Here is a 23,854-nt window from a genome sequence, read left to right on the forward strand (position 1 = left end):
GTCCAAAATGAGGTGTTGCGCATTCCCTGCGCGGGGTTTACAGATGCTTGGTTTTACCCCGTCTCAAATCGAGCGTGAAGGGGAATTCACTTGAGTCCTCATCTGGCGGTAGCTCAACATAACCGGGCGTATGCCCCATTTTCTCGAATCGCCCCCCACGACGGGACTCTGCCTCGAAGGCATTTACAGGGAAAGATTCTGGATTATTCCCCCCTGGATGCCCTACGTGATAGCGACAACCTCCCAAACTTCTCTGGAACCACGAGTCGTACAGGTCGATTGTCAGGGGCTCGTCTACCGGAATGGTGGGGTGCAAGCAGCTAGGTGGCTGCCAGGCTCGATACCGCACACCGGCGACGTATTCCTGCTCGGTTCCGGTCGGATGGAGCGGAACCTTGCGTCCGTTGCACATCACGAAATGCCGGCCCGGGATCGCTCCGCGAACTTTGACCTGCATGCGTTCCAGCGAGGAGTCGACGTAACGGGCCGTAAAGCCCTGCCCCGATTCTTCGCCGAGCACGTACCAAGGTTCGATCGCTTTGCGGATTTCAACTTGGACGCCACGATGCGAAAACTCGCCAATCTTGGGGAACTTGAACTCGAAGTGCGGCAGGAACCAATACGATTCCAACTGGAATCCGGCGTCCTTCGTCTCTTCAATGACGTCCTCGAAGTCCTGATAATTGAAATGCGGCAGCATGAAACGATCGTGCAGGCTCGTATCCCAATCGACCAGGGGAACTCGGTAAGGATGTTCGGCAAAACGAGCCATCAATGCCCGCAGCAGAAGTTGCTGCGTGAGGCTCATCCGAGCGTGCGGAGGCATCTCGAAAGCACGGAACTCGAGCAAGCCGCGCCGCCCTGAACTGTTGTCAGGCGAAAACAGCTTGTCGATACAGAATTCGGCCCGATGCGTGTTGCCGGTGATATCGACCAGCAGGTTGCGGAAGACCCGGTCGACCAACCAGGGGGAGAACTGCCCCTTATCGGGGATTTGCTCGAACGCAATCTTCAGTTCATAGATGGCATCTCGGCGTCCTTCGTCGACACGTGGTGCCTGACTGGTAGGGCCGATAAAGTTGCCACTGAACAGGTAGGAAAGCGATGGATGATTGTGCCAGTACCCGATCAGGCTTCGCAAAATATCGGGTCGCTGCAAAAACGGACTTTGCGTGGGAGTCGGACCACCCAGCACCACGTGGTTACCACCACCGGTACCGGTATGGGTGCCGTCTTTGTTGAACTTTTCAGTCCCCAGGCGAGTATGGTGGGCGTCTTCGTAGACCCCGGTTGTGATGTCGACTAGTTCCTGCCAATTGTTGGCCGGGTGGACGTTCACTTCGATCACACCAGGGTCTGGCGTCACGCTCAAGTGATTGACACGATCGTCGTGGGGTGGCAAGTACCCTTCGATGATCACTGGCGAATTGAATTCAGCGGCCACCGTTTCCACGGCGGTCAGCAGTTCCAGGTAGCCTTCGATACGATCGACCGGCGGCATGAAGATATGCAGGCACCCGTTTCGAGGTTCCACACACACTGCCGTGCGGACCATCTGATTCATCGGATTCGGACCGCCGTTATCCCCCCAATCGCCAGGGCCAAAGAAGCCGTCCGACTCCAGGCTCTGGCCGCTCATCCCCTGGGGACGCGACGCGTTGCGGTAGGTATCGCCGCCGACAGTTTTCATCGACCACGGCTTGCCGGAGTCCCCTCCGACCATCGCGGGAGTACGGCGGGCCATGAATTCGGCATACGATGGAAGGGGCGTTGTTTCCGCCATGGGATCTAACGGGAAGAGAGCGGCCGCTTGCCCTTCCGTTTCGTAAACAAGCGACTTCAACGGCAGACGCAGCCCCATGGCCGAGTCGCCGGGAATGAGGAACAGTTCGTCGCTACGCACGACCCACTCGCCACTTTCCCAAGTTGGCTGGGCAGTCCACCACAAGTAGCGAATCGGCAGAACGACACCCACCGGCGATGTAATGCCTTGCTCGAAGACCTTGGCAATTCGCGCACGTTCTTCCTCGTCTTCCAGCTTCGAATCGTGGATGTCGACATTCACCGGCAGACGACGTTCCATCCAGGTGTAATAGAAAGCGTCTTCGTAGCCATAGCTGGCGTGGTTCGGTTCGACACCTAGCTGCTCGGCCAGGCGACGGGTGAACTGCATGGCCAGATCCGCATCGTGACCATAGTTCATGCCATCTTCGGCCAACAGCGACGGATCTCTCCAGATCGGTTCGCCGTCGTGCCGCCAGTAGCAGCGAAATGCCCAACGAGGTAACGATTCGCCGGGATACCACTTGCCTTGGCCGTAGTGCAGGAAGCCCCCTTCGCCGAATCGTTTGAACAGCTTTCGCATCAGCTTGTCGGCCAGGCCTCGTTTGGTGGGCCCCACGGCAGCCGTGTTCCACTCGTCCCCTTCCATGTCGTCGATGGAAACGAACGTCGGCTCGCCCCCCATGGTCATCGTGATGCCGACTCGCTCGAGGTGCTTGTCGACTTCATGACCAAGGGCTTGAATCTCGTCCCATTCTTCGTCGGTGTATGGTTTGGTCACACGCGGATCTTCGTGGAAACGCGTGATCTTCATTTCGAACTCGAATTCGACTTCCGCCTGCTCGTGAGTTCCCGAGACAGGTGCCGCGGTCATTGGCGACGGCGTGCAGGCCAGTGGAATGTGACCTTCGCCAGCGAACAGCCCCGAGGTTGGGTCGAGCCCTACCCAGCCGGCACCCGGCAGGAAGACTTCGGTCCACGCATGCAAATCGGTGAAGTCCTTTTCCGGACCGGAGGGGCCATCGAGCGATTTGATGTCAGGCGTCAACTGGCAGATGTAACCGGAAGCGAAGCGAGCGGCGAGTCCGAAATGACGCAGCATCTGCACCATCAGCCAGGCCGAGTCGCGGCACGATCCGAGACGACGCTCTAGCGTTTCTTCCGGCGACTGAACGCCGTGCTCCATACGCACGGTGTAGGCGATGTCGTTTTGCAGACGCTGGTTGATATCCACCAGAAAGTCGACGATACGCCGCGGAGTGACATCGACTCCCTTCAGGTACTCGGTCAACAGCGGGCCGTGGGGTTCCTGTTCGAGGAACGGGGCCAGGTCGGTCTTGAGGGGCTCTTTGTAGATGATCGGGAAATCTTCAGCGTCCGGCTCCAGGAAGAAGTCAAACGGGTTGATCACCGTCATCTCGGCAATCAGGTCGACGTCGACGTGGAAATGGTCGACCGGTTCGGGGAAGACGACGCGGGCGGCAAAGTTTCCGTGAGGGTCCTGCTGCCAGTTCAGGAAGTGGGGTTTGGGACTGATTCGTAGGGAGTAGCTGTGAATGGGCGTGCGGCAGTGCGGAGCCGGACGCAAACGAATGGTTTGAGCACCCACGCCGATCTTGCGATCGTACTTGTATTTGGTCGAGTGGTGCAGCGCCGTGAGAATCGCCATAGAAGCCTCAAAGATAGTCGAATCGCGGGAGAGAAATGCCAAACCGCTACGGACCAACATCCGGTCCGCACAGGGTTATTTTGGGAACAACGCACGAAAATCAGCCACCGGCGTTTTAATCGGCACGATCCATTCCTGAGGAACGCAAATGACGCGCCAATTACCGATCATTGCTAGAAACCTACCACTTAGTAAAGGTTTCGCCCGAAGGTGCTAAAAATTTGTGCACATGGGGCCTAATTCTGAGCCAAACGCCAAGCTGTTAGGTATCAGATTCGCTCGAGCCACAAGAGGCCATACGGCGGCAGCGTGAGGTCTTCGTGGGTCGCGATTTCCTGCTCGCTGATCAGATCCTGGAAGAACCGTCCGAGCCCCCCCGTGCGGACGTTATTGGCGGGGACTCGCTGTTCCTCTTCCGTAAAGTTAGCCAGAATGAGGGTTCGGCTCCCCTCGAAGTGCCTTACAAAGCCAAGAACGTGGGGGTTATCGACTGGAATCAACTCCATTTGCTGCCCGGCCAGCGATGGGAGGTTCTTTCTGAGCGAGATTAACTTCTGGATCGAGCGGAAGATTTTCCCTCGAATCGTCCCATTTTGGTCATCCACTTCCTGTTTGAAGTTTTGGAGATATTCCCACTTCATCTTGGGGCGGTGGATCCAGCGGGTATCGCCTGCCTTGGCGGGGTCCTTCACGAAATCATAATCATTGAGCATCCCCCACTCCTCACCCAGGTACAAAAGAGGGATCCCTCCGATGCTGAGGGTGATGCCATACAGCAGACACATGCGCCGGACCGACATTTCGATCAACTTCGGATCATGGAACTCGATCGCTTGCTCCAGGCCGGCAAGGGACGCCAACGTTCCCGAAATCCGCATGTCACCAGTAGTTGGGTTGTGCTGGAACGGCACCCCGCGGGCAAATGAACCGGGGAACTGCCCTGTGTAAAAGTTGTTCAAGAATTGTCGATGGTCGTAGCCATTGATTCCCAGTTGAGCCGCGTCTTCGTCGTCGAAAGTCCAGCCAATATCGTCATGGCAGCGCAGGTAGTTGACCCACGAAGTGCCGTGCGGCAATCGATGACGATGACTGAGCGACTTCTTCAACAGACGCGTGCTGCGGGTAGCCAACGATTCCCACAACAAGGCCATCAGGGTCGGGTTGTAGGAAATCTGACACTCGTCCGCCCCGATATACTTCACCACTTCGTCCGGATGCACGATCGCTTCCGACTTGAAGACCAACCCAGGCGCGGCGATCCCGGCCAGACAGTTGAAGGCCTGGATCAAGAGGTGAGCTTCCGGGCGGTTTTCGCAGTTAGTGCCCATCTGCTTCCAAATGAACGCCACGGCATCGAGCCGCAAGATGTCGACACCTGTGTTGGCGATGAAGAGCATCTCTTCAAGCATCGCTCGAAAGACGGCTGGGTTACCGTAATTCAGATCCCATTGGAAGCTGTTGAAGGTCGTCCAAACCCACTTCTGCATCCCGTCGTGCCAGGTGAAGTTCCCGCGACGCACCGTCGGGAAGATCTCGCGCAAGGTGCGTTCGTACTGGTCGGGAACAGTACGATCGGGAAAGCAGTAATAGTACTGCTGATATTCGATGTCGCCGGCCTGGGCATGCTGGGCCCAGTAGTGATCGTCTGACGTGTGATTGAAAACAAAGTCCAGGCACAAGCAGACGCCGGCTGCGCGGAATTCGTCAGCCAGTTGCCGCAGATCGTCGATCGTCCCAAGTCGGGGATCGACGCTACGGTAGTTGCTGATCGCGTACCCGCCGTCGTTATCGCCCGGACGCACTGCGAACAGCGGCATCAAGTGAACGTAGGTCAGGCCGAGATCTTTGAAGTACGGGATGCACTCGCGCAGCTTGTTGAGATTCTCGGAAAAGAGATCGACGTACAGCGCCCCGCCCACCATATGTTCCGACTGAAACCAGGTCGGATCGTTCGAGCGGTGGTCGTCCTGCTCGCGAAGTTCGGGGCTACGCTGCTTCCACCCGCGTGCCGCGGTGAACATGATTTCTTCCAGATGATAGAAGAAATCGTATCGGGTGTGATACAGCGTGAAGAGCAGGCGAAACAAACGTGGCCATTGGGCGACGAGGCGCTGTGTGAAATCACGCGCTAGTCCGCTGGCGACATCGTCCTCGGACCAGAATGCTTCCAACCGCGGCAGAAGTCGCTTGAGCGAGATCTCTGCTTCGGTTTGCAACTGGTCGGGTTGTCCATTCCTACTCGTTCCGATCATTGGGTATCGTGATGTTATCTAAGAACTGATAGTAATTGATACCCTCCAGGATACCTCGCGCATGATGCCCTTCCGCGAAATAGATCCGCGGCCAATCCCGTAGCTTCTCGAGTTCGGGGCTATAATTCCCTACAACCACTCCAAGTGTGCGCCCCTTGAGCATCCCTTCGTCGTTGCCGCTGTCGCCGGCAACCAGCACTTTTTCCGGGGAAAAACCCCATTTGTAGAGCACGTGCCGCACTGCGACACCAGGCCCCCCACGATTGGGCAAGATGTCGAGGTACATATTTCGCGAGAACACCACGCGTGCGCGAATGCCTGCTTCTCGCAACATTCGCTTGATGGTGGGAATACTTGGCGCGACGCTCGTATCGACGTCGAAGCTGATTTTGAATTCAGACTGCTGACAATCTTTCTGCACGAAGACGCCATCTACCCCTTCAAAGAGCGTGCGAATTTCGTCAGGCGTCCAGTGCAATCCGATTTGCTTGCGCCACGTCCGGTCGCTGGTAAGACTCTCGCCGTAGTACAACTCCGTTCCGACGCCGGCACAAATCAGGTCAGGACGGGGCAGATTCATCTCTTCGATCAACTCCATCGCGCTGTCGAGACGACGCCCTGTCGAGATACCGAAGCCAACATAGTCGTGCTCGCGCACCGTATCGAGCAGTTCTCGCAGCGACTCGTCGTCACCGGTCAGGGTGTTATCTAAATCAGTGATGATGAGCCGGTCGAAGTTCGGCATCCGCCGCACTTTGGTATTGTGCGCCAGGACAGGCTTCGCCGAGTGGTCAAGAATATCGTTGATGTCGCGCCAATATCGCTTGGCATGATTGGCCCACGAGTAATGCTTCGTGGCACCGGCAAGCCCCTTCTCGGCCCATTCATCCCACTGCTCAGGCTCTGTCAGCATTCGCAGCAGCGCCTTCTCGATTGCTTCGCCGTCGAGTGGATCAACCAACAAACCGTTATGGCAGTTCGCCACAATATCTCTCGGGCCGCCATCGTTGGTTGCGACAATCGGCAAGCTGGCCGCGGCCGCTTCGAGAAGTGTTAGCCCGAAGGGCTCGGTCAGCGCGGGATTGACGAAGACACCACGTCGCTGGGCTCCCCAGCGATAGATATCTGGGACATCGCTGGGCGTATGCATCTTGGGATACGAAACGTGGCCGTACAGGTCGTAGTCGTCGATCTTGCCGAGAATATGTTCGACAATCCGCCGCTGAGCGGGTGCCAGGTCTTTCAGGTTCTCGCGCGTTCCCATGATCAGTACGAGATTGGAAAGCTCCTGCAAACGCTCGCTTTCGCCGTAAACACGAACCAGCATTTCCAGGTTCTTGCGTTCGTCAGGACGCGCCATCGCAATCAGTGGCGGCTTAGTCGGCTCTCGCAAAAAACGTTCGATCTGCGGGCCTATGGCGTAATCGTCATCCATGGATGACGGTGGCGAGAAGGACTGCAGATTCACGCCCGGGGGAATGACCTCCATGCGATCCGGCACGTAGTTCTCGTACTTTTCGTACTGCAGCTCGACTTCCTGATTGGTACTGGCCACCACCATCGAGGCGGTTTCTAAAGCGACCTCTTCCGCTTCGATGCGCTGTGCCAACTTGTAGCGGCGTTCGAGGTCTTCGTACGACTTTCCTTTGGCAATCAAACGTTCCTGCTTGACGCGGCCGAGCGAGTGCCCGGTGAACACGAACGGAATGTGCAGCAGCCGGGCAAGTTGTGCCCCGGCCAACCCCGCATCGGCATAGTGGCCGTGAATGAGATCGGGCAGGCCTGCGCGGCGAAAGTGAGCGAGCGTTTGATCGACGAAGAATTCGATATACGGCCAGAGCGATTCTTTGCGGATGTATCGCTTCGGCCCGAAGGGTATCCTCACGATCTTCGCGTTCTCGCAAATTGGTTCTTCGACTTGGGCGTAATCATCAGAAACGCGGTCGTCGATTATCTGCCGCGTAAGAAGTTCAACTTCGGTGACACCGGGCTGCTTGGCCAGTTCCGCGGCCAATTCCAGGACATACTTAACTTGCCCGCCCGTATCCGCATCACGACCGAGTTCGGCATCATGAGCGCGGATTAAGCCATGTAAGCTTATCAGAGCGATCTTCATGGAGAATCATCTTTGGAGGTTGTTGGTAGTGGGAAAGTTTGTGTCGGTTACGCTCCTTCGTTGAAGACGTTTTCATAGAACGACTTGTCTCGGCAAGTTGCTCCATGGTTCTCGCATACTTTCCCTGCGAATCGAGACGCCGCTTCGCCAACCTGTCGCAGTGGGCGGCCCGATATCAGTCCGGCGAGCAGGACTGACGCGAATCCATCCCCTGCGCCGACCGTATCGACCAGGGGCTGGGGTTTGGTGACTGCAACTTCAATGCCATCGCCATCACTTGTGGCAAGAAAGGCCCCCTTCGAGCCGGATGTGATACAGAAATTGGCAACTTCATGCGCCGTACGGAATTTATCAACCGCTTTTCGAACGTCGTCACGCGTATCGCATGGTATCTGTGTGAGTCGATGGAGTTCGTCGTGGTTCAATTTCAGCCAATCGGCTCCATCCACCAACTGACTGACCCACGACTCGTCAAACCAAGGGGGCCGTACATTCAAGTCGACGAAACGCGGCAATTTGCTTTCTTGAATGATCTGACGAATGGTCGCCGCGGTTCGCTCGCTGCGATACGCGAGACTGCCGTAATAGAGATAGGAGTAGTTGCAATAGTCTTCGATGGCTGGGGGTTCGATGTAGTCCCACGCCCGATCTTTCAAAATATCGAAGACAGGTTCACTTCCTTTTAATTTCACTTCCACCGCACCGGTTGCCTTGCCGGCGACGGTTTGGATTTGCTCGGCCGACATGCCCCAGTCGTGCATGGCACTAAGGACTTGCTCTCCGGCTTCATCGTCGCCAATGGCCGATACCATGCAAGGCTGGAAGCCCATGCCATGGACATTCCAGGCAACGTTAAAAGGAGCGCCGCCGAGTACCTGGCGGCCATCTGGAAAGTGATCGAAAAGCACTTCCCCCAGAATCAACGGCGAGCGACTTGCTGTCGAATCAGACACGAATTCATATCGATCGGTTAGACGGATCATTTAGTAATTGAGTAACATTGTTTTAGCATTTTCCCGTCACAAACTCAAATCGCACGAAGGTCCATCACGTGAGCAAGGTTCTGGCTACCGACTTAGACGGCACGCTCATTCCCTTGAAAGACAACACAAAAAACAAGCAGGATCTAATCCAGCTTGAACGAGCAATCAAAGAAAACAACGTCACGCTGACCTTCGTCACCGGTAGACACTTAGAGTCGGTTCAGGATGCGATTGAACGCTACGCGTTACCTGGTCCTGACTGGGTGATCTGCGATGTGGGGACTTCCATCTACCAGCGCATGGAAGATGGTTCGTTTGAAATCGCACAGCCCTATGCCAACCATTTACAGGGCATCGTGGGTGAACTGACGACGTCAAGGTTGCGCGAGGAGTTTGCTTCCCTTGACATGCTGCGACTTCAGGAAGAAGAGAAGCAGGGACCGTTCAAGCTCAGCTTCTACTGCGATGCCAAACAACTGCGTGCCGTGCACGACCAGGTGCTGCATCAGCTGACGCATCGCGCCCTGCCTTATAGCTTGATCAGTAGTGTCGATCCCTTTAACGGTGATGGGCTGATCGATCTTTTGCCGACCGATGTCTCGAAAGCATACGCTTTGCAGTGGTGGACCGAGCATGCCGGCCTGGATAACAGGGAACTCGTCTTCTCCGGCGACTCGGGCAACGACCTGGCCGCGATGACCGCTGGTTACCGGACGATTGTGGTTGGTAATGCTTCCCCTGAATTGATGGAAACGGTTCATCAGCATTACGAAAGCCGCCTGCAAGTCGATCGGGTCTACCTGGCCGAGAAATCCGCCACGAGCGGTGTACTGGCAGGCTGCCGGCATTTTGGACTTATCTAATCGTCGATTGCCGATCGACGGGGACACGGCACGCTAGCATGGCCATCAATTGGCGTTGCGTTGCCAGCATTGGGCATCTATAAGTTGCGGCGCGTAAGTCGTTTCCTGATTTCCCCCAATGACTCCCCCGGTGAACTCGCTTTCCCAGCAGCGTCGAACTGCGCATGGCCATCTTTGGATGGTTCTAGGGATGCTGTGCCTGGGGATCTTCTCGACGGGCTGCAAAGCCATCGTCGCGACCAACAATCGCAATTGGGCACCCGATCAAGCCAAGCTTCCGATCAGCGAAGTCAACGGTGACCACATCAAGATTCATAACGTGCGCAACTGCCGTTACGCCACGTCAGACAACTACGTCGTGCAGTACTACGACAAAGATATTCGCCTGAGCGATATTCAAACGGTCGACTTCGTGGTCGTTCCGTTCAAAGACACACCGAGCGTGGCCCACACGATGCTCAGTTTCGGCCTGGCCGACGGGCAATACCTGGTTTCCTCGGTCGAAATCCGCAAAGAAGCGAACGAAGAATACTCGGCCTGGAAGGGCTTTTTCAACCAATACGAGCTGATGTACGTCATCGGCGATGAACGAGACGTGATCAATCTCAGTTCAAACTACTACAACAGCGACGTCTATCTCTACCGAACAGTGGCCAAGCCAGAGCAGGCCCAGGAACTCTTTCTCGACGTAGTGAAACGGGCCAACAAACTTGCGGCCGATCCCGAGTTCTACAACACCATCACCAACAACTGCACGACCAACATCGTCTCGCATGTCAACAAGATCGCACCCAAGAGTGTTCCGTACGACATGCGAATTCTTCTGCCAGGCTACAGCGACGAATACGCCTACTCGCTGGGACTGCTGGACACGAGCGTTCCGTTTGAACAGCTACGCAGCGAGTCGAAGATCAACCAGCTGGCCCATCGCTATCGAGACGACGAGAACTTCTCGCAGTACATCCGCCGATAGGGGCATCTGCTAGCAACGATTCTTTCGTTTTTCCTGTGGTTTTCGGCAGGAATTCATAATTCTTGATTAATCGACATTGCTCTATCCGAAATTCGAATATAGATACACCCTACTCTGCCACGAAAACGCCCTTAGACGATGGACCGTTAAGGAGGCCAATATGAGTGGTGTTACTTTTTCGGTAGCTGCCTTGTGGATGATTCTGGGGGCTTCGCCCTCAACGCCAGTGGTCCAGGATCAGGTCGACCTGATCGAAGTGAACCACTATTACGATTCCCAAGGCCGTTTGATCTTCGACCAGGTCATCTTCTATGAATGGTCGCAAAGCGATGCCCGGTTCCATGTCACCGCATGGCGTCTGCTGAAGAGCTCTTGGCAAGTTCCCCGCAAGCGATGGAGCGATGGGGCCTATACCACCACTTGGCGCGACGGTGACGTCATGCGCAGCGTGGTTGGTAAGAACATGCGCGAGACTTGGACGCAGCACGATCCGGAACTTGTCGAGCGGGATTACCTGCCTCGCGAGTATCGTCGCGGCTTGACCCCGAAGATCGAAACGGTAGCGAATACCGAGAACTAGCCACACGACAATTCGATTGGAAAGTCGAACACGATAACCACGTTCTCCTGTGCCCCCGACAGGAAACGACTGGGAGTCTCCCGGACTTTCCGCACACACTCGGTGAGAGACCTTAGCGAAGTAATCTCAAGGTCTTCACGCACACTCTCTAGAATCGCGATCGTCTTTGCCGCATGGATTTCCACGCCATGGCGAGAGCCTTGCCGAGCTTTCACGCCGCAGGCCGCCAGGTGAATGAGCCCCCTGAGCAAGTCGGCCTGCTCCCCTGCTCTGCCGTAGGCGATCCACGCCGATTCCCACGCCTCGTGGGCTTCCCAGTAAAAACCATGATTAAATAAATCGACCCCGTACCGAATCGATTGCTGGGGCGTACTTCCCTCAAAAGGGGCTTCAGGCCGAGGAAACAGGCCTGGAACGTACGCGCAGTTCGGCAGCGGCAAGGATGGTTCGTAGCGTGCAGTTTCGGCTGCCATGGTTGCGTCTTTCTCTTTTGACCATTGTAATGACGCTCAGTGCGACGTTTTGCGAACCCGCTCAGAGGAATCTATCATGTCCGCTCGGAAAATTGTCCTTACCGGCGTTACCAAGGGGCTCGGTCGCGCGATGGTCGATGGGTTTATCGCCGCGGGACATCAGGTCGCCGGATGCGGGCGATCGGCCGACAAGATCGAACAGCTAAGCGAACAGTACGGCGAACCTCATCGCTTTGACGTGGTCGATGTCACCAACTGGCACGACGTGAAGCACTGGGCCAAGTCGGTCAACGAGCACTTCGGGGTGCCCGATTTGTTGATCAATAATGCGGCCATTATCAACGAAGGCAATCCGCTGTGGCGAGTCCCGGTGGACGAGTTTTCGCAAATGATCGACATCAACATCCAAGGGGTCTTCCATGTCATCAAGGCATTCGTCCCTGCAATGATCGAGCGTGGCACCGGGGTCATCATCAACTTCAGCTCCGGTTGGGGGCGTTCGACTTCGCCGGAAGTCGGCCCTTACTGCGCGACCAAATACGCGATCGAAGGATTGACCAAGTCGCTGGCTCAAGAGTTGCCCGAGGGCATGGCCGCGATTCCCTTGGGCCCCGGCATGATCCATACCGAGATGCTGGAAAAGTGTTTTGCCGAGGGGGCCTCGAGCGCCGTGAAACCACACGACTGGGCATCGTATGCGGTGCCGTTCATTCTTTCGTTAGGGGCGGAAGAGAACGGCCAGTCGATTAGCATTGTAAAGTAGCACTAGCCATGCCCAGTGGAATCGATCATCCGGCTGCCTGGCCGGTCGAGCAGCTATTAAAGCGCTGCGAAATCAAGCGGCTACGTCGCGGCGGCCCTGGGGGACAGCATCGCAACAAAGTCGAAACGGCGGTAATCGTTCACGATACGGTCTCAGGCCAGTCAGGCGAAGGAAACGAACGACGGAGCCAGGAAGCGAACCGCCAGGTTGCCATCTTTCGCCTGCGGATCAATCTGGCCGTTAACGTGATCGAAGAAATCGATCTGTCCACAACGCCCAGCGAACTTTGGCAATCGCGGGTGCGTAGTGGAAAAGTCTCGGTCAATCCGGCTCACGACGACTTCCCAGCGATGCTGGCAGAGGCCATAACTGTGCTATGTGCCGAAGGTTGGGACGCTTCGGCGGCCGCGACGCGTCTGGGCTGCTCGACGAGTCAATTGGTCAAATTCCTGAAAGACGAGTCCGCAGCGTTCACCCTGCTGAATCGTCATCGAGACGAACTCGGCCTCAAACGGCTTAAATAGCCCATAGACTTTCTCTTGACAGGTTTGTGCGATCGGCAAACCATGAACAGTCTGAGAAGTTCAAGATTTGGAGAATCATTCGATGGCCTGCCTGACCCGACGGATCGTGATTTGCGGAACCCTTCTGCTGACCGCTATCCTCACGCAGAATAGCTTCGCGCAACAAGTGACCGCCATCGCCGGCGAGCCGTGGGGGGTTGGCCGCGTCGTGGTTACTTTTCCGCGGGCCGACATGGGTGATCCGGTCGATAGCGAAGCGTTCTCGATCTCTGACCCAGAAGGACGTATCTTCTATCCCGTCTTCAAGCCCCGGCGGTTTCTACCTTTGCTGCAGTCGCTGTTGGGTGCCGACACCATCACACCACCGCAGGAGCTAGAGGTCCTCTTCCTCTTCCGCGGCAATACCCCGTTGGAACTTACCGTTAAAACCCCTACGCCGCAGAAGTTACAGGTGGTTCCTCGGCAGCGCCGCGATGGCCCCCTGAATAACCTGACCAATCAGTGGTGGAGAACGTACAACGAAGTCGCTCGCCAGCGAACCGATTCCAGCGATCATCCCCCGGTACTTGAAACCTACCTATCGATGATGCTGTCGGACCGATTAGGACTCGCCCCGCCACCGCTGAGCGAACGATCACTGCAAGATCGATCGGCCCTCGAACCCAGCCAATCGCTGAGTCTATTGATGGGGACCGAGAAAGTTCACGATGCCATGCTCAAAGCGATCATGAACAACGAACTGACTCCACAAGGCCAATTGGGACCGGTTGTGCCCCCGATTCAATGGGCCCCGCTGGCCGTACCGCAGCCCAGCGCGGATGTCGAGATCGAGCCGATGGCAAGTTACGTTCCCGAGGAATGCTTCTACGTTCGCTTCGGTTCGCTCACCAATTACCTATGGCTGAACAAGCTGTTGGAACGCAACGGCGGCGACCTGTCGCGCATGATTTCCAACCGCCGGGTTGCGTTTCACCTGAATGAGGTGGTCCAGCGGCAGTTAGCTCTTAAGCAGTCGGAACTCGCGGAGATCTTTGGGGACAAGGTGGTCCAGGATGTGGCCCTGATTGGACGCGATACTTACACACGCGAAGGTGCCGCGCTGGGGATGTTATTTCACGCCAGGCAAAGTCCCCTGCTGGTAAACGACATCAATAAGAATCGCCAGGATGCACTTAAGAAATACAAGCGAGAAGGGGCGAAGCTGGAAACGGTAACAATCGCCGGGCAAGAGGTATCGTTTCTTTCGACCCCGGACAACACTCTTCGATCGTTCTACGTAGCTCGCGGTGATTTCCACCTGGTAACCACATCCCAAGCGATTATCGAACGATTTCTATCGCTGGAAACCAATCCCACCAGCCTGGCGAACTCGCGTGAGTTTCAATACGCGCGCGGTTTGATGCCGGTGAGTCGAGACGATACCGTTTTCGTTTACCTTTCCTCGCAGTTCTTCCGCGGCTTGTACTCGCCTCAGTACCGCGTTGAGATACGTCGTCGCTTGCAGAGCGTGATCGAAATGGAACTGCAGCAGATGGCGACCGCGGCGGCAACGCACGAAGGATTTGAAGACACTTCGGTCGAAGGGTTGATCGCCGCTGGGTTTCTGCCGCCCCACTTCGGCAAGCGTGCTGATGGAAGCCACACGATTATTTCCAACGACACCTTGGGAGATTCCATTCGCGGCGGACGTGGGCACTTCGTGCCGATTCCTGACATGGAAATCGTCGGCATGACCCAGCAAGAGACGGCCGACTTTAATCGGCTGCGTCAATTCCATATGACTCAGTGGCGACAAATGAACCCGATCGTCGTGGGGATCAACCGATTCAAACTTAACGACGAAGGACTGGAACGCATTGCGATTGACGCACGAGTTACACCGTTTCAGCGTTCGAACTACAGCCAGTTTCTCTCGTTCCTCGGCCCACCGCTGCCAACCCACATCGCGACTACGCCACAAGACGTGGTCGCTTTTCAAGCGGTGCTGGATGGACGTTTTAGCGGCGGTACTACCCACTATGCCGTGGCGGTTCAAGACTTGCCGTTCCCGCTCGAGCAGTTTACCAACAAAGGGTTCTTTAATACCCTGCGGATGATTCAGGCCACACCCGGTTATCTAACGGCATTTCCCAAACCAGGACTCCTCGATCAGATCCCCTTCATTGGCGCATCCATTACCCCTGATATCAACGGTTATTCTCAACTGCCGTTCGGGCTTTTGCGACGCGAGTACAACGGGTTCTCAACCCTTTCGTTTCATCCTGAAATTCTGGCCGATGTCACACCGAACCTGGCGATCGTCGAAGACTCGCACCCGGCACAGGTCCGCATTCACGTCGGCGATATTTCCAACGCGCAGATTACCCCCTTGGCCAATGGGTTGGCACAGTCGGTCGCCAAGCGGGGAAGTTTGGCCAATGCGGCGTTCTTCCAGGAAGTTTCCAATCAGTTGGGCATCCCCGAAAGCCAGGCCAAGGCGTTCGCCGATCAGCTTTTGAATCTTGAGTTCATCGATCCACTAGGAGGCGAATATGTTTATCAGGCAGACGATAACGGCAACGGACGCTGGGTATCAACAGCCTGGAGCGAAGACGGCAAAGACTTCCAGGCCAACGTGATGGATTGGTTCCGTGGGCTCGAGGCCCGTCTGAACGTCGACGAAAGCCTGATTGAGCTGCACGCTCAGTTCGACATGCAAAACGAAAAGCCGCAGCAAGGGCTCAAACTACCAGGCTTCAATCTCTTCGACCTGGGAGGAGCGTTTGGCGGCTCGAAGAAAAAGGAAAGCGAAGAGAAGCCGAAGACGCCGCCTCCGATCACTCCGAAGGCGGAAGAACTTCCCGAACCAATCCCACCGCCGGCCCCGTTACCGGAGCCGGCCCCAAGTGGGAAACAATTCTGAGCCTGGTTAGCTTTCCGATTCAGGCTCTAGCTCGTTGATATGATTCCACATGATCTGCAACTCCACTCGGAATCCGCCTGAGAGGATGGGGAACCGGCACCATGTTTTCGGATCGAGGTTCTCGTCATCGAGATGGAAACCAGGGGCGTAACGTTCCCGCTTCCATTGGTTGCGGCTCCATAACTGGAAGAATCGCTGGATAAAGCCTCCTAGTTCTCGCAGCGTGTAAGCGGGATAACGCTGTTTCAACTGCGTGAAGACCTCAATCGCTGTCTGCTTGTCGCGAATGGCTAGACGTTCGATCGTATCGAGCACCGTATAGGGCATCAGGTCTTGTTCGTCGGTTTGTTTCTGCTCGGCCGGTCGCAGTTCCGCGGTTGGCTGTTGCCGGTTGATCAATTCCAAAGCCGGCAGACATCCCACGCCGGCAGGCCCTTCTCCTTCCATCCAAACCAGCCACTCCCGCAGGAACGCTTTGTCGATCCCCGAGATCGGACAAAGGCCCCCGCTCGTATCGCCGTCCATGGTGGCATAGCCGACGGCGGCCTCAGAGCGGTTGCTTGTCGACAGTAGCAGGGCATTTTTCAGATTCGCTACCAGCCAGATACTCGGGGAACGTGTGCGGGCCTGAATATTCTGTAGCGCGATATCATCCTGTTCCCAGTTCAGTGGCCGACCAATCACTTCGGCACCGAGTTCCATGTACCTCTGCACCAGGTCATCGACGTCGATTCGATGGAAATTGGCACCGACCGTTTCCGCGACTTCCTTAGCGGCATTAAACGTCACCTCGCCGCTGTTACGCGTTGCTTGATAGACGCACGTGAGAAGTATTTCATTCACCTCGCTGGCGTTCAGCAAACCTTCCAGTCCATCGATATACGATAGTTTTTTGACAAACCGCTCGACCCCCAAGTCCTTCAACGCAAATTGAACCATGTAGGCACAAAGCGTCGTTACAGCAGCCGAGTCGGCTCCGCCGGATAGAGAAACGACAAATCCTTGTGAACGGCTCTTGCGGAGGTAGTCGAACAGGCCGAGGGTTACGGCCCTGGTGAATTCTTCTTCCTTCAAGTAGTCGGAGCTCTCCCAGGCATCGAGCGACAATTGCCGGACTTCCGGCTCGCAGTGAGGCAACGCAAAGTCGGCTTCGACCACCTGATCGCGTGCCGCGTCGAAGTTCAGGACGAACGCATCGCTCTTGGCGCGATTCATCCGGTTCACATCGACATCGACAACCGCAGTTGTCACGACCGAGTCTTGAAAGCTGAAACGTGGTGCTTCGGCGAGCAGACGTCCACAGGAAGCTACCATTGCACCGCCATCGTAGATCGCTCGTCCAGATTCGTTCCCGAGTAGGTTCGCATAGACGTAGGCCGCGTGAAACGCACGCGATCCTTCCAGCACGAAGCGTCGCCGCACCTCTTGTTTCTCGAATGCGAAATGGCTGGCACTGGGATTCAAGATCAGGTCGACCCCCAATTCGGCCAAGCGACCGCCTGGACGACTGGCGACCCAGGCATCTTCGCAGATTTCCAGGCCCATCATCACGCCCTCGAAATTGAAGACAAGATCCCCCAACGGAATCTTGAGGTCCCCTTCTTCGTAGAACGAACGCTTTCCCGTCGGCCACGGCTTGAACCAGCGAGGTTCGTAGTGAATGCCATCTCCCGCAAGATTCTTCTTGGGTACCATTCCCAGCAGATGCCCGTTGGCGGCAATTGCGGCGACATTAAAGACCAGCCCGCGGTACGATATCGGTAGCCCGAAACAGGCCACCAGTCCCTCGGTAGCTGGCACCAGCTCTTGCAGCTTTTCCCAAGCCATCCGCCGCATTCCCGCTGAAAGGAACGCGTCTTCGCAGCCGTAACCGGTAATACAGAGTTCCGGCAGGCAGACCACCGAGGCCCCTTCAGATCGGGCCTTATCCAGGGCCTGAAGGATGTTCCTGGTGTTCCCCTCCCAATCCAAGGGGGTTTGATTGAGAACTGCGGCCGCGACTTTGATGTTGAGCACGATGATGGTCCCCCGGTGTTTGGTCTTACCTCCATCAAACTACCCGATGCAATGCATTGGGTCTATCGGTCACCACAGAGACACCAACACAACGGAAAAGGATCGCCTCTATCAGCCATAGCCGATCTCATCCAGGTCTTCTTCGGTCATGCCAAAGTGATGCCCCAGTTCGTGCAGAATGGTAATCCGAATCTGCTCGCGAAGCCCCTCGGTGGTGATCTTTCCGTTGAGATACCGAGTTTGCGACAAGATCCCTTCCCGAAAGATCTGGATCGCATCGGAAGGAACCGGTGGCCCCTCGATCGATCGATTGGTTAACGGAATCCCCGTGTACAATCCGCAAAGCTGTCGCCGGCTGTGCAGGCCCAGCTTTCGCACCAGATCATCGGACGGATAGTCCTCGACAATCATAGGAACCTTGTCCAGAAGAGTCGTAATCGCCTGGGACAAGTTCGCAAGAACGGCCTCTAGATTGAGATCGAAATAATCCCGAGATTGTGCGTCCATGGGTCTGCCTATCGTGGGTGTGCCGATGCCTCAATTATCGGTTGGGGGCCTGGTATTTCTACCCCGCTAAAAAGTTCTGCCAAACTTTGCCCCTAAGTCGTGTAAGATTCGCCTAAGAAGCACGAAGGGAGTAATGGCAAATCGCTTGCAAACGGCTTACTCACGGAGACAATAAGGGCATGATTCAACGCTTTTCAATTGCCAAACTGTTTTTGCTGATCACCCTGGCGGCTGTGGCATCCTTAACGGTACGCCAGGCATTTATGGGTGCCGATTGGGCCAAGGCTGTCTCCCTTGTGGTCTTCGCGGCCATACTATGGATCGTAATCCACATGGTCATTGGTCTGTTTGGTTATGCCTTCATGCAGATTGCTCAAGCTTTAATGCCTGAGAAAGCGCAATCCCCCTTTGCGACGGATGTGCCGGCTCCACAAATTATTCCCCCCAAGAATATCGAAAGTGAATAGTCGAGCTCTGCCAACTAACGCTTGGGAAACCCCACCCTATGCCTGTTCACTCTTCGACCGCATGTTTCTTCCGTCGGATCTTCTTGGCGGCAATGCTACTTCTTGCCTGTTGCGGTCCACTGCGTTCGGTTTACGCAGAAAACGGAGGACTGTTTCAGTTACCGATCGCGCCGGACAAACCGGTCAGCGGACTTTATCTGGAACTGGATACGCGATGGATCGACGGAAGCGGGTACCGGCCTGTCCGTGTCACGATTGCGACAGCCAATGGGCTGCCTGCCCCGGCCGATAGACGCTTGGAAGTAACCCTGCAGCCGCAGTATTACAACTTTAACAACCGCAATCCGTTTCCTGCGGTTACCAGAGAGGTGCAGCTTTCACAGGGTAAAACGGCTGAAACGCATACGCTACTCGTACCGCAGCAGTTCCTGTGGAATTCGATAGAGATAACCACGCGTGAAGATGGCCGGCGGCTGAAAGAACTTTCGAGTGAATCGATGTCCGTCGTTACCACGTTTGTTAACGGATACTATACAGAAGCCTATCCCGCGACCATTGTCTTCCACCGCAATGCCCCAGAGCGTGACAAACGAGCAGGCTGGATTCTCGACCAGGCCAATCGCCGTGATGCCGGCGAAGAAGTCGACGAAATTCCCGACTTTCGGATTTTCTTCAATGAGCAGACACTACCAACCAATCAGCAGCTCCGGTCTCAGTTGTCGGACTCTCCTTACCAGGCCGTTTCAGCCCTGACGTTTCTGACGCGGACCGACTTGCTACCTCTCTCTGAAATCCCGGCCTCCTGGCAGGCGCTCACTTCCGCCGATCTGATTGTGCTGGAAAAAGAAGACCTGGAGACCGTATCTCGTAATTTTCCAGAGCGATTCGACGTGCTTCGCCAATGGCTGCTGGCCGGTGGCAACCTGCTGGTGTGGAACGCCGGAAGGAACGGCCCCGATGCAATTGACCAGCTTCTTCGCTCCAGTTCCGATGAGACTTCGCCCGCCTGGAAGCAGGTTTCCTCCGACGCAGTAGACACGCGCGATCTGGGCATCCTCGAGAAGTTACGTGGCCAAACCAATCGATTCGTGGTAGCGAACGGCGGCAGCTATGTCCCGCTGGCCGTCCGACAAGGCAAGCTGGTCGAGACCGACGATCGAGTCAATGGCAAAGCCACCAGCGCCGGCACGCCCTTGAAAATGGCTTCGCGCAATGAAGGATTCGGCAAGATCGTGCTTGTTGAGAAAAGCCCTTTTCCAGGCACAGTCGGTTCCTGGGAACGCATCTTTGCCACTTTTCACGGAGATCGACTGGCATGGTTTCAGCGGCACGGTATGTCGCGTCTCCGCGAGAACCTCGGCTTCTGGGAGTTTCTCATCCCTGGGGTGGGCGTCGCTCCGGTAACCACGTTCGAACTCTTGATTACGCTGTTCGTGATCTTGATCGGCCCGGTCAACTATTTTGTCTTGCGTTCGATAGGACGTCTCAACTTTTTGATCGTGACCGTCCCCCTGGGAGCATTGATGGTCACAGCCGTACTGATGACCTACGCGATGCTTTCCGATGGGCTGAGCACCAAGTCGCGTATCCGCACGGTTACCTTGCTGGATCAAGAAACCGGCCGCGGAGCTAGCTGGAGTCGCCAGGCCTACTATGCCGGGCTGGCCAGTTCATCAGGGCTCAACTACCCCGTAGATGCTGCGGTCTATGAGTACGAACAGTATCCCCTAACCGAGCACACAGGTCAGAAACGCATGACGTGGAGTGATGATCAAGTGCTGCAAGGTGGTTACTTTCGCTCGCGAGTGACGCAGCAGTTCCTGGCAATCCGTCCTTTTCAGACGCCACATCGCCTGGCCGTTTCGACACAAGATGGCAAGCTATCGGTCAAGAATGAACTAGGGACGAAGGTTTCTCACTTGATCCTCCTCGACGAGCAGGGAGTGCAACAATTTGCAAAGGACATCCCAGCCGAAGCGGAGAAGCCGTTACTCATGGCGACTTCGGACGACCTCAGCGAATTCCGTCGACTGATCAATCAATGCACCCTGAGCCTCCCTGAAGGATTCGAGCGTCGCGCCTACGCCAGAAATTCTTCATACCGGGCCAACTATTACGTTCAGTCGTCGAACATGCCGGAAATCTACCAAATGGACCCCTCCTTCAACCAGGCCCTCATCGAACGGGAAATCCAAAACCAGATGGCCCATACGTTCCATGCGATGGGCCCCCGAAGTTATATCGCGATCGTCGAGCACTTCCCCGAATCACCACTTGGGATGAATATTCGGGCAGGTGAAAAGAGCATCGAACTTGTGATCGGAAGTTGGTAAATGATCGCGACACGTAAGCCCGTGATTGAACTTCGCCGTCTGCATCGTTTCTTTGGACGCACCAAAGCGGTTAACGACGTTTCGTTTGAAGTTTATCCCGGACAGGTATTCGGCTACATCGGCCCCAATGGTGCCGGCAAAACAACCAGCATGCGAATTCTCGCCACGCTTGATTTACCAACCGCCGGCGATGCCTTAATCGATGGCTATTCCGTCATCAACGATCCAGACCGAGTACGCCGCAGACTCGGTTTTATGCCAGACGCTTTCGGCGTTTATGCCAACGTGAACTGCCGGGAGTATCTCGACTTCTTCGCTCGCTCGTACGGTTTACGTGGCCGGGAACGCCGACTGGCAATGGATAGGACGATGGAGTTCACTGGCCTTGATGTTCTGGCCGAAAAGCCGATCAGTGGACTATCGAAGGGGATGAAGCAGCGTTTGTGCCTGGGACGTTCGATGATCCATGACCCCGCGGTGATGATCTTAGACGAACCAGCGGCAGGGCTGGACCCACGGGCGCGAATTGAACTACGGGAAATGATTGCCCGACTTGCGAAGGACGACAAGACAATACTCGTCAGTTCGCACATCCTGACCGAGTTGGCGGAAATGTGCGACGTTGTTGGGATCATCGAGCAGGGTCAACTCCTGGCAACCGGGAGCGTTGCTGACATCCAGCGGGGCCAGCTCACGCATAGTCGCGTTCGCGTACGCGTGCTCGAGAATACGGAAGGGCTCGCCAACTGGTTGAGTGAGAAGGATGGCTACAGCGAAATTGTCACCGATGGGGAACTGCTCCATTTCTCGCATGTTGGAGAACGAGCCGAGGAGGCCATCTTGCTCAAGGAGATGATTGAAAGCGGATTTCGTATCGCGGAATTTGGGGCACGCCATTCGACACTCGAAGATGTCTTCCTCAATGTGACGAAAGGACGCGTTCAATGAGCACCGCAGATCTTTTCCCAGAGTCAACGGCGTCACCAGAGCCAGCGAAATCCTCGTTTTGGCAAACCATTGACGAGAAACTGGAGGCGATCGGGGAGTATCTCAACCCGATTTTGGTGAAGGAAACACGCCAGGCGCTCAAGAGTCGGCAATTTGCCGTGACCTTCGCATTGGTGCTGCTTACCAGTTGGATTTGGTCGCTGCTGGCGATTTACTTTCGCTACCCTGGGATCCTCTATTCGCCCGATGGCCCCTTTCTGATGGTTGGCTATCTCGACATCCTACTCTTTCCGCTCGTGGTGATCATTCCCTTTTCGGCGTTTCGTTCGCTTGCCTCGGAACGGGAAGACGGAACCTTCGAACTGCTTTCCATTTCCACGCTCAGCCCGCGTCAGATCATTGTCGGCAAGCTCGTCAGTTCGATTGTGCAGATGCTGGTGTACCTCTCCGCATTAGCCCCCTGCCTGGCGTTTACCTATCTACTGCGCGGAATTGATATCGTCACGATCGTCTACGTGCTGCTTTGTGCCTTTCTTGCGTCCGTACTCTTATCGGGCGTCGGTCTAGTTCTCGCCTGCGTTACCCGCCAGCGACATTGGCAATCGGCCCTCTCGGTGATTGTGATCTTGCTGTTTATTTTCCTGTTTGTAATTGGACTGATCATTGGGTATGCCAGCGTCTACGAGGATGCGAGCTGGCGCGAATACGACAACCCCGATTTCTGGGCCACGACCGTTGCATTTTTCTCGGTCTATGCAAGTTACCTCTATCTTATTATCGAGGTTGCTTCGGCTCAGATCACCTTTGAAAGTGAGAACCGTTCGGCCGGCATTCGCCGTGGAATTCTCCTGCAGCATTTTCTCGTGATCGGATGGTTCGGCTACCTGGCGATCCGATTTCCCAGAAACGAAGAAATTCTCATGATCTTGATCACGATCTTGTGCTTGCACTGGTTCATCATGGGATCGTTTATCAACGGAGAATCCCCTGCGTTATCACCGCGCGTCAAGCGAACGATCCCCACTCTTCTGGCCGACCGCATCTGGAGAAATTGGCTGTTGCCTGGTCCTGATCGCGGTTACTTTTTCGTCGTTACATCGCTCGTCAGTGCCCTATTCATCGTGGCCGGCTTGGCATGGGGCAATACGCTAAATTCGCTCTCGCCATCCGACGCTCAGCATGCGGTGATGTTTTCCATTGGGCTAATTGGCTACACCATTTGCTACTTGAGCATGGGCAGGCTGATCATTCGTCTACTGAACATGATTTTCCGGGCCGATGTTTTTGTCTCAGTCATTCTGCATTTGATTCTCTTGATGGGGGGAGTCATGTTGCCACTGGTCTTTCAGGTGCTTACCAATCGCACGATGGATCGCAATTTCCATCACTGGACAAACCCCTTCTGGTTCTTCTTCGAAGGCATCGACGACCGCACATTCATGACCATGATGTTGCCTAGCATCTTTGTCGTATTCTTGGCCATTCTGAGTACGTTCCTCTTCCTCCTAAACCTATTCTTTGGTTCGCGAAACTTTTTACCCGATCGAGAAGTCGACCCACGTTTTCAGCCTGAGCTTCTTCCACCCACGGTAGACATCCCCAGCGACCCATTGGCGTAGTTCAGGTTATGACGATTATAAGGGCTTAAAGTGGCGGGCTCGTGCATTTGCTTTCGCGACACGGCAAGGCACTTCTTCACTGCG

At 55.6% G+C, this 23,854-nt stretch carries 17 protein-coding genes; 10 read left to right on the plus strand and 7 right to left on the minus strand.

The genetic code is table 11. From position 1 onward, the window contains the following. Nucleotides 1-37: 37 nt before the first annotated feature. The 4 genes from C5Y96_RS23880 to C5Y96_RS23895 all read right to left on the minus strand — a co-directional run bounded on the left by C5Y96_RS23880 (nucleotide 38) and on the right by C5Y96_RS23895 (nucleotide 8,772). Nucleotides 38-3,451: a DUF2126 domain-containing protein gene (locus C5Y96_RS23880; protein WP_105358699.1), complete on the minus strand. Its 3,414-nt coding sequence runs from the start codon at nucleotides 3,449-3,451 to the stop codon at nucleotides 38-40. Nucleotides 3,452-3,720: 269 nt separating this feature from the next. After that, entirely contained in the window at nucleotides 3,721-5,703 is a 1,983-nt protein-coding gene (locus C5Y96_RS23885) for an alpha-amylase family glycosyl hydrolase (protein ID WP_105358701.1), read from the minus strand. Further along, nucleotides 5,687-7,819: an HAD-IIB family hydrolase gene (locus C5Y96_RS23890; protein WP_105358703.1), complete on the minus strand. Its 2,133-nt coding sequence runs from the start codon at nucleotides 7,817-7,819 to the stop codon at nucleotides 5,687-5,689. The genes C5Y96_RS23885 and C5Y96_RS23890 overlap by 17 nt, the downstream gene beginning before the upstream one ends. Before the next feature lie 47 nt (nucleotides 7,820-7,866). Further along, entirely contained in the window at nucleotides 7,867-8,772 is a 906-nt protein-coding gene (locus C5Y96_RS23895) for a PfkB family carbohydrate kinase (RefSeq protein WP_158261395.1), read from the minus strand. Between the two features lie 98 nt (nucleotides 8,773-8,870). Between C5Y96_RS23895 and C5Y96_RS23900 the strand changes: the two genes are divergently transcribed. From C5Y96_RS23900 to C5Y96_RS23910, 3 genes are all read left to right on the plus strand, one after another. Further along, entirely contained in the window at nucleotides 8,871-9,665 is a 795-nt protein-coding gene (locus C5Y96_RS23900; protein ID WP_105358707.1) for an HAD-IIB family hydrolase, read from the plus strand. Nucleotides 9,666-9,795: 130 nt separating this feature from the next. Further along, the gene (locus C5Y96_RS23905) at nucleotides 9,796-10,638 is read left to right on the plus strand and encodes a DUF4105 domain-containing protein (protein WP_233199094.1); all 843 of its coding nucleotides are present in this window, start codon (nucleotides 9,796-9,798) and stop codon (nucleotides 10,636-10,638) included. A 160-nt stretch (nucleotides 10,639-10,798) separates the two neighbouring features. Continuing rightward, the gene (locus C5Y96_RS23910; RefSeq protein WP_105358713.1) at nucleotides 10,799-11,218 is read left to right on the plus strand and encodes a hypothetical protein; all 420 of its coding nucleotides are present in this window, start codon (nucleotides 10,799-10,801) and stop codon (nucleotides 11,216-11,218) included. On the opposite strand, the gene C5Y96_RS23915 is transcribed toward C5Y96_RS23910, so the two are convergent. Then, nucleotides 11,215-11,691 carry a DUF309 domain-containing protein gene (locus C5Y96_RS23915; protein WP_105358716.1) on the minus strand — a complete coding sequence of 159 codons (477 nt, stop codon included), beginning with the start codon at nucleotides 11,689-11,691 and terminating at the stop codon, nucleotides 11,215-11,217. The two genes, C5Y96_RS23910 and C5Y96_RS23915, sit on opposite strands and share 4 nt — an antisense overlap. Before the next feature lie 76 nt (nucleotides 11,692-11,767). Here C5Y96_RS23915 and C5Y96_RS23920 point away from each other — a divergent pair, with 76 nt between their 5' ends. The 3 genes from C5Y96_RS23920 (at nucleotide 11,768) to C5Y96_RS23930 (ending at nucleotide 15,880) form a co-directional block, all read left to right on the plus strand. Next, complete coding sequence (locus tag C5Y96_RS23920; RefSeq protein ID WP_105358718.1) at nucleotides 11,768-12,454, plus strand: SDR family oxidoreductase; 687 nt, start codon at nucleotides 11,768-11,770, stop codon at nucleotides 12,452-12,454. Between the two features lie 8 nt (nucleotides 12,455-12,462). Further along, on the plus strand, nucleotides 12,463-12,978 hold the full coding sequence (locus C5Y96_RS23925; protein WP_105358721.1) for a peptide chain release factor family protein: 516 nt from the start codon (nucleotides 12,463-12,465) through the stop codon (nucleotides 12,976-12,978). Nucleotides 12,979-13,060: 82 nt separating this feature from the next. Then, a complete protein-coding gene (locus C5Y96_RS23930) occupies nucleotides 13,061-15,880 on the plus strand; it encodes a hypothetical protein (RefSeq protein WP_105358723.1) in 2,820 nt (939 codons plus the stop codon). 6 nt (nucleotides 15,881-15,886) lie between these two features. Here the strand turns inward: C5Y96_RS23930 and nadE are convergent, their stop codons facing one another. Together nadE and C5Y96_RS23940 are read right to left on the minus strand one after the other, a co-directional pair. Beyond that, nucleotides 15,887-17,896: an NAD(+) synthase gene (gene nadE / locus C5Y96_RS23935; RefSeq protein WP_105358726.1), complete on the minus strand. Its 2,010-nt coding sequence runs from the start codon at nucleotides 17,894-17,896 to the stop codon at nucleotides 15,887-15,889. 111 nt (nucleotides 17,897-18,007) lie between these two features. After that, entirely contained in the window at nucleotides 18,008-18,403 is a 396-nt protein-coding gene (locus C5Y96_RS23940) for a metallopeptidase family protein (RefSeq protein WP_105358728.1), read from the minus strand. A gap of 179 nt (nucleotides 18,404-18,582) precedes the next feature. Here C5Y96_RS23940 and C5Y96_RS23945 point away from each other — a divergent pair, with 179 nt between their 5' ends. The 4 genes from C5Y96_RS23945 to C5Y96_RS23960 are packed head-to-tail and all read left to right on the plus strand — an operon-like array spanning nucleotide 18,583 to nucleotide 23,770. Next, nucleotides 18,583-18,870: a hypothetical protein gene (locus C5Y96_RS23945; RefSeq protein WP_105358731.1), complete on the plus strand. Its 288-nt coding sequence runs from the start codon at nucleotides 18,583-18,585 to the stop codon at nucleotides 18,868-18,870. Between the two features lie 38 nt (nucleotides 18,871-18,908). Next, nucleotides 18,909-21,203 carry a hypothetical protein gene (locus tag C5Y96_RS23950; protein ID WP_105358733.1) on the plus strand — a complete coding sequence of 765 codons (2,295 nt, stop codon included), beginning with the start codon at nucleotides 18,909-18,911 and terminating at the stop codon, nucleotides 21,201-21,203. Beyond that, nucleotides 21,204-22,151 carry an ABC transporter ATP-binding protein gene (locus C5Y96_RS23955; protein WP_105358735.1) on the plus strand — a complete coding sequence of 316 codons (948 nt, stop codon included), beginning with the start codon at nucleotides 21,204-21,206 and terminating at the stop codon, nucleotides 22,149-22,151. It begins immediately after the preceding gene. Beyond that, entirely contained in the window at nucleotides 22,148-23,770 is a 1,623-nt protein-coding gene (locus C5Y96_RS23960) for an ABC transporter permease (protein WP_105358737.1), read from the plus strand. Before C5Y96_RS23955 ends, C5Y96_RS23960 begins: the two co-directional genes overlap by 4 nt. Nucleotides 23,771-23,854: the final 84 nt, after the last annotated feature.

Origin of the sequence: Blastopirellula marina, assembly GCF_002967715.1 — a bacterium.
In the GTDB taxonomy this organism is placed as follows: Bacteria; Planctomycetota; Planctomycetia; order Pirellulales; family Pirellulaceae; genus Bremerella; species Bremerella marina_B.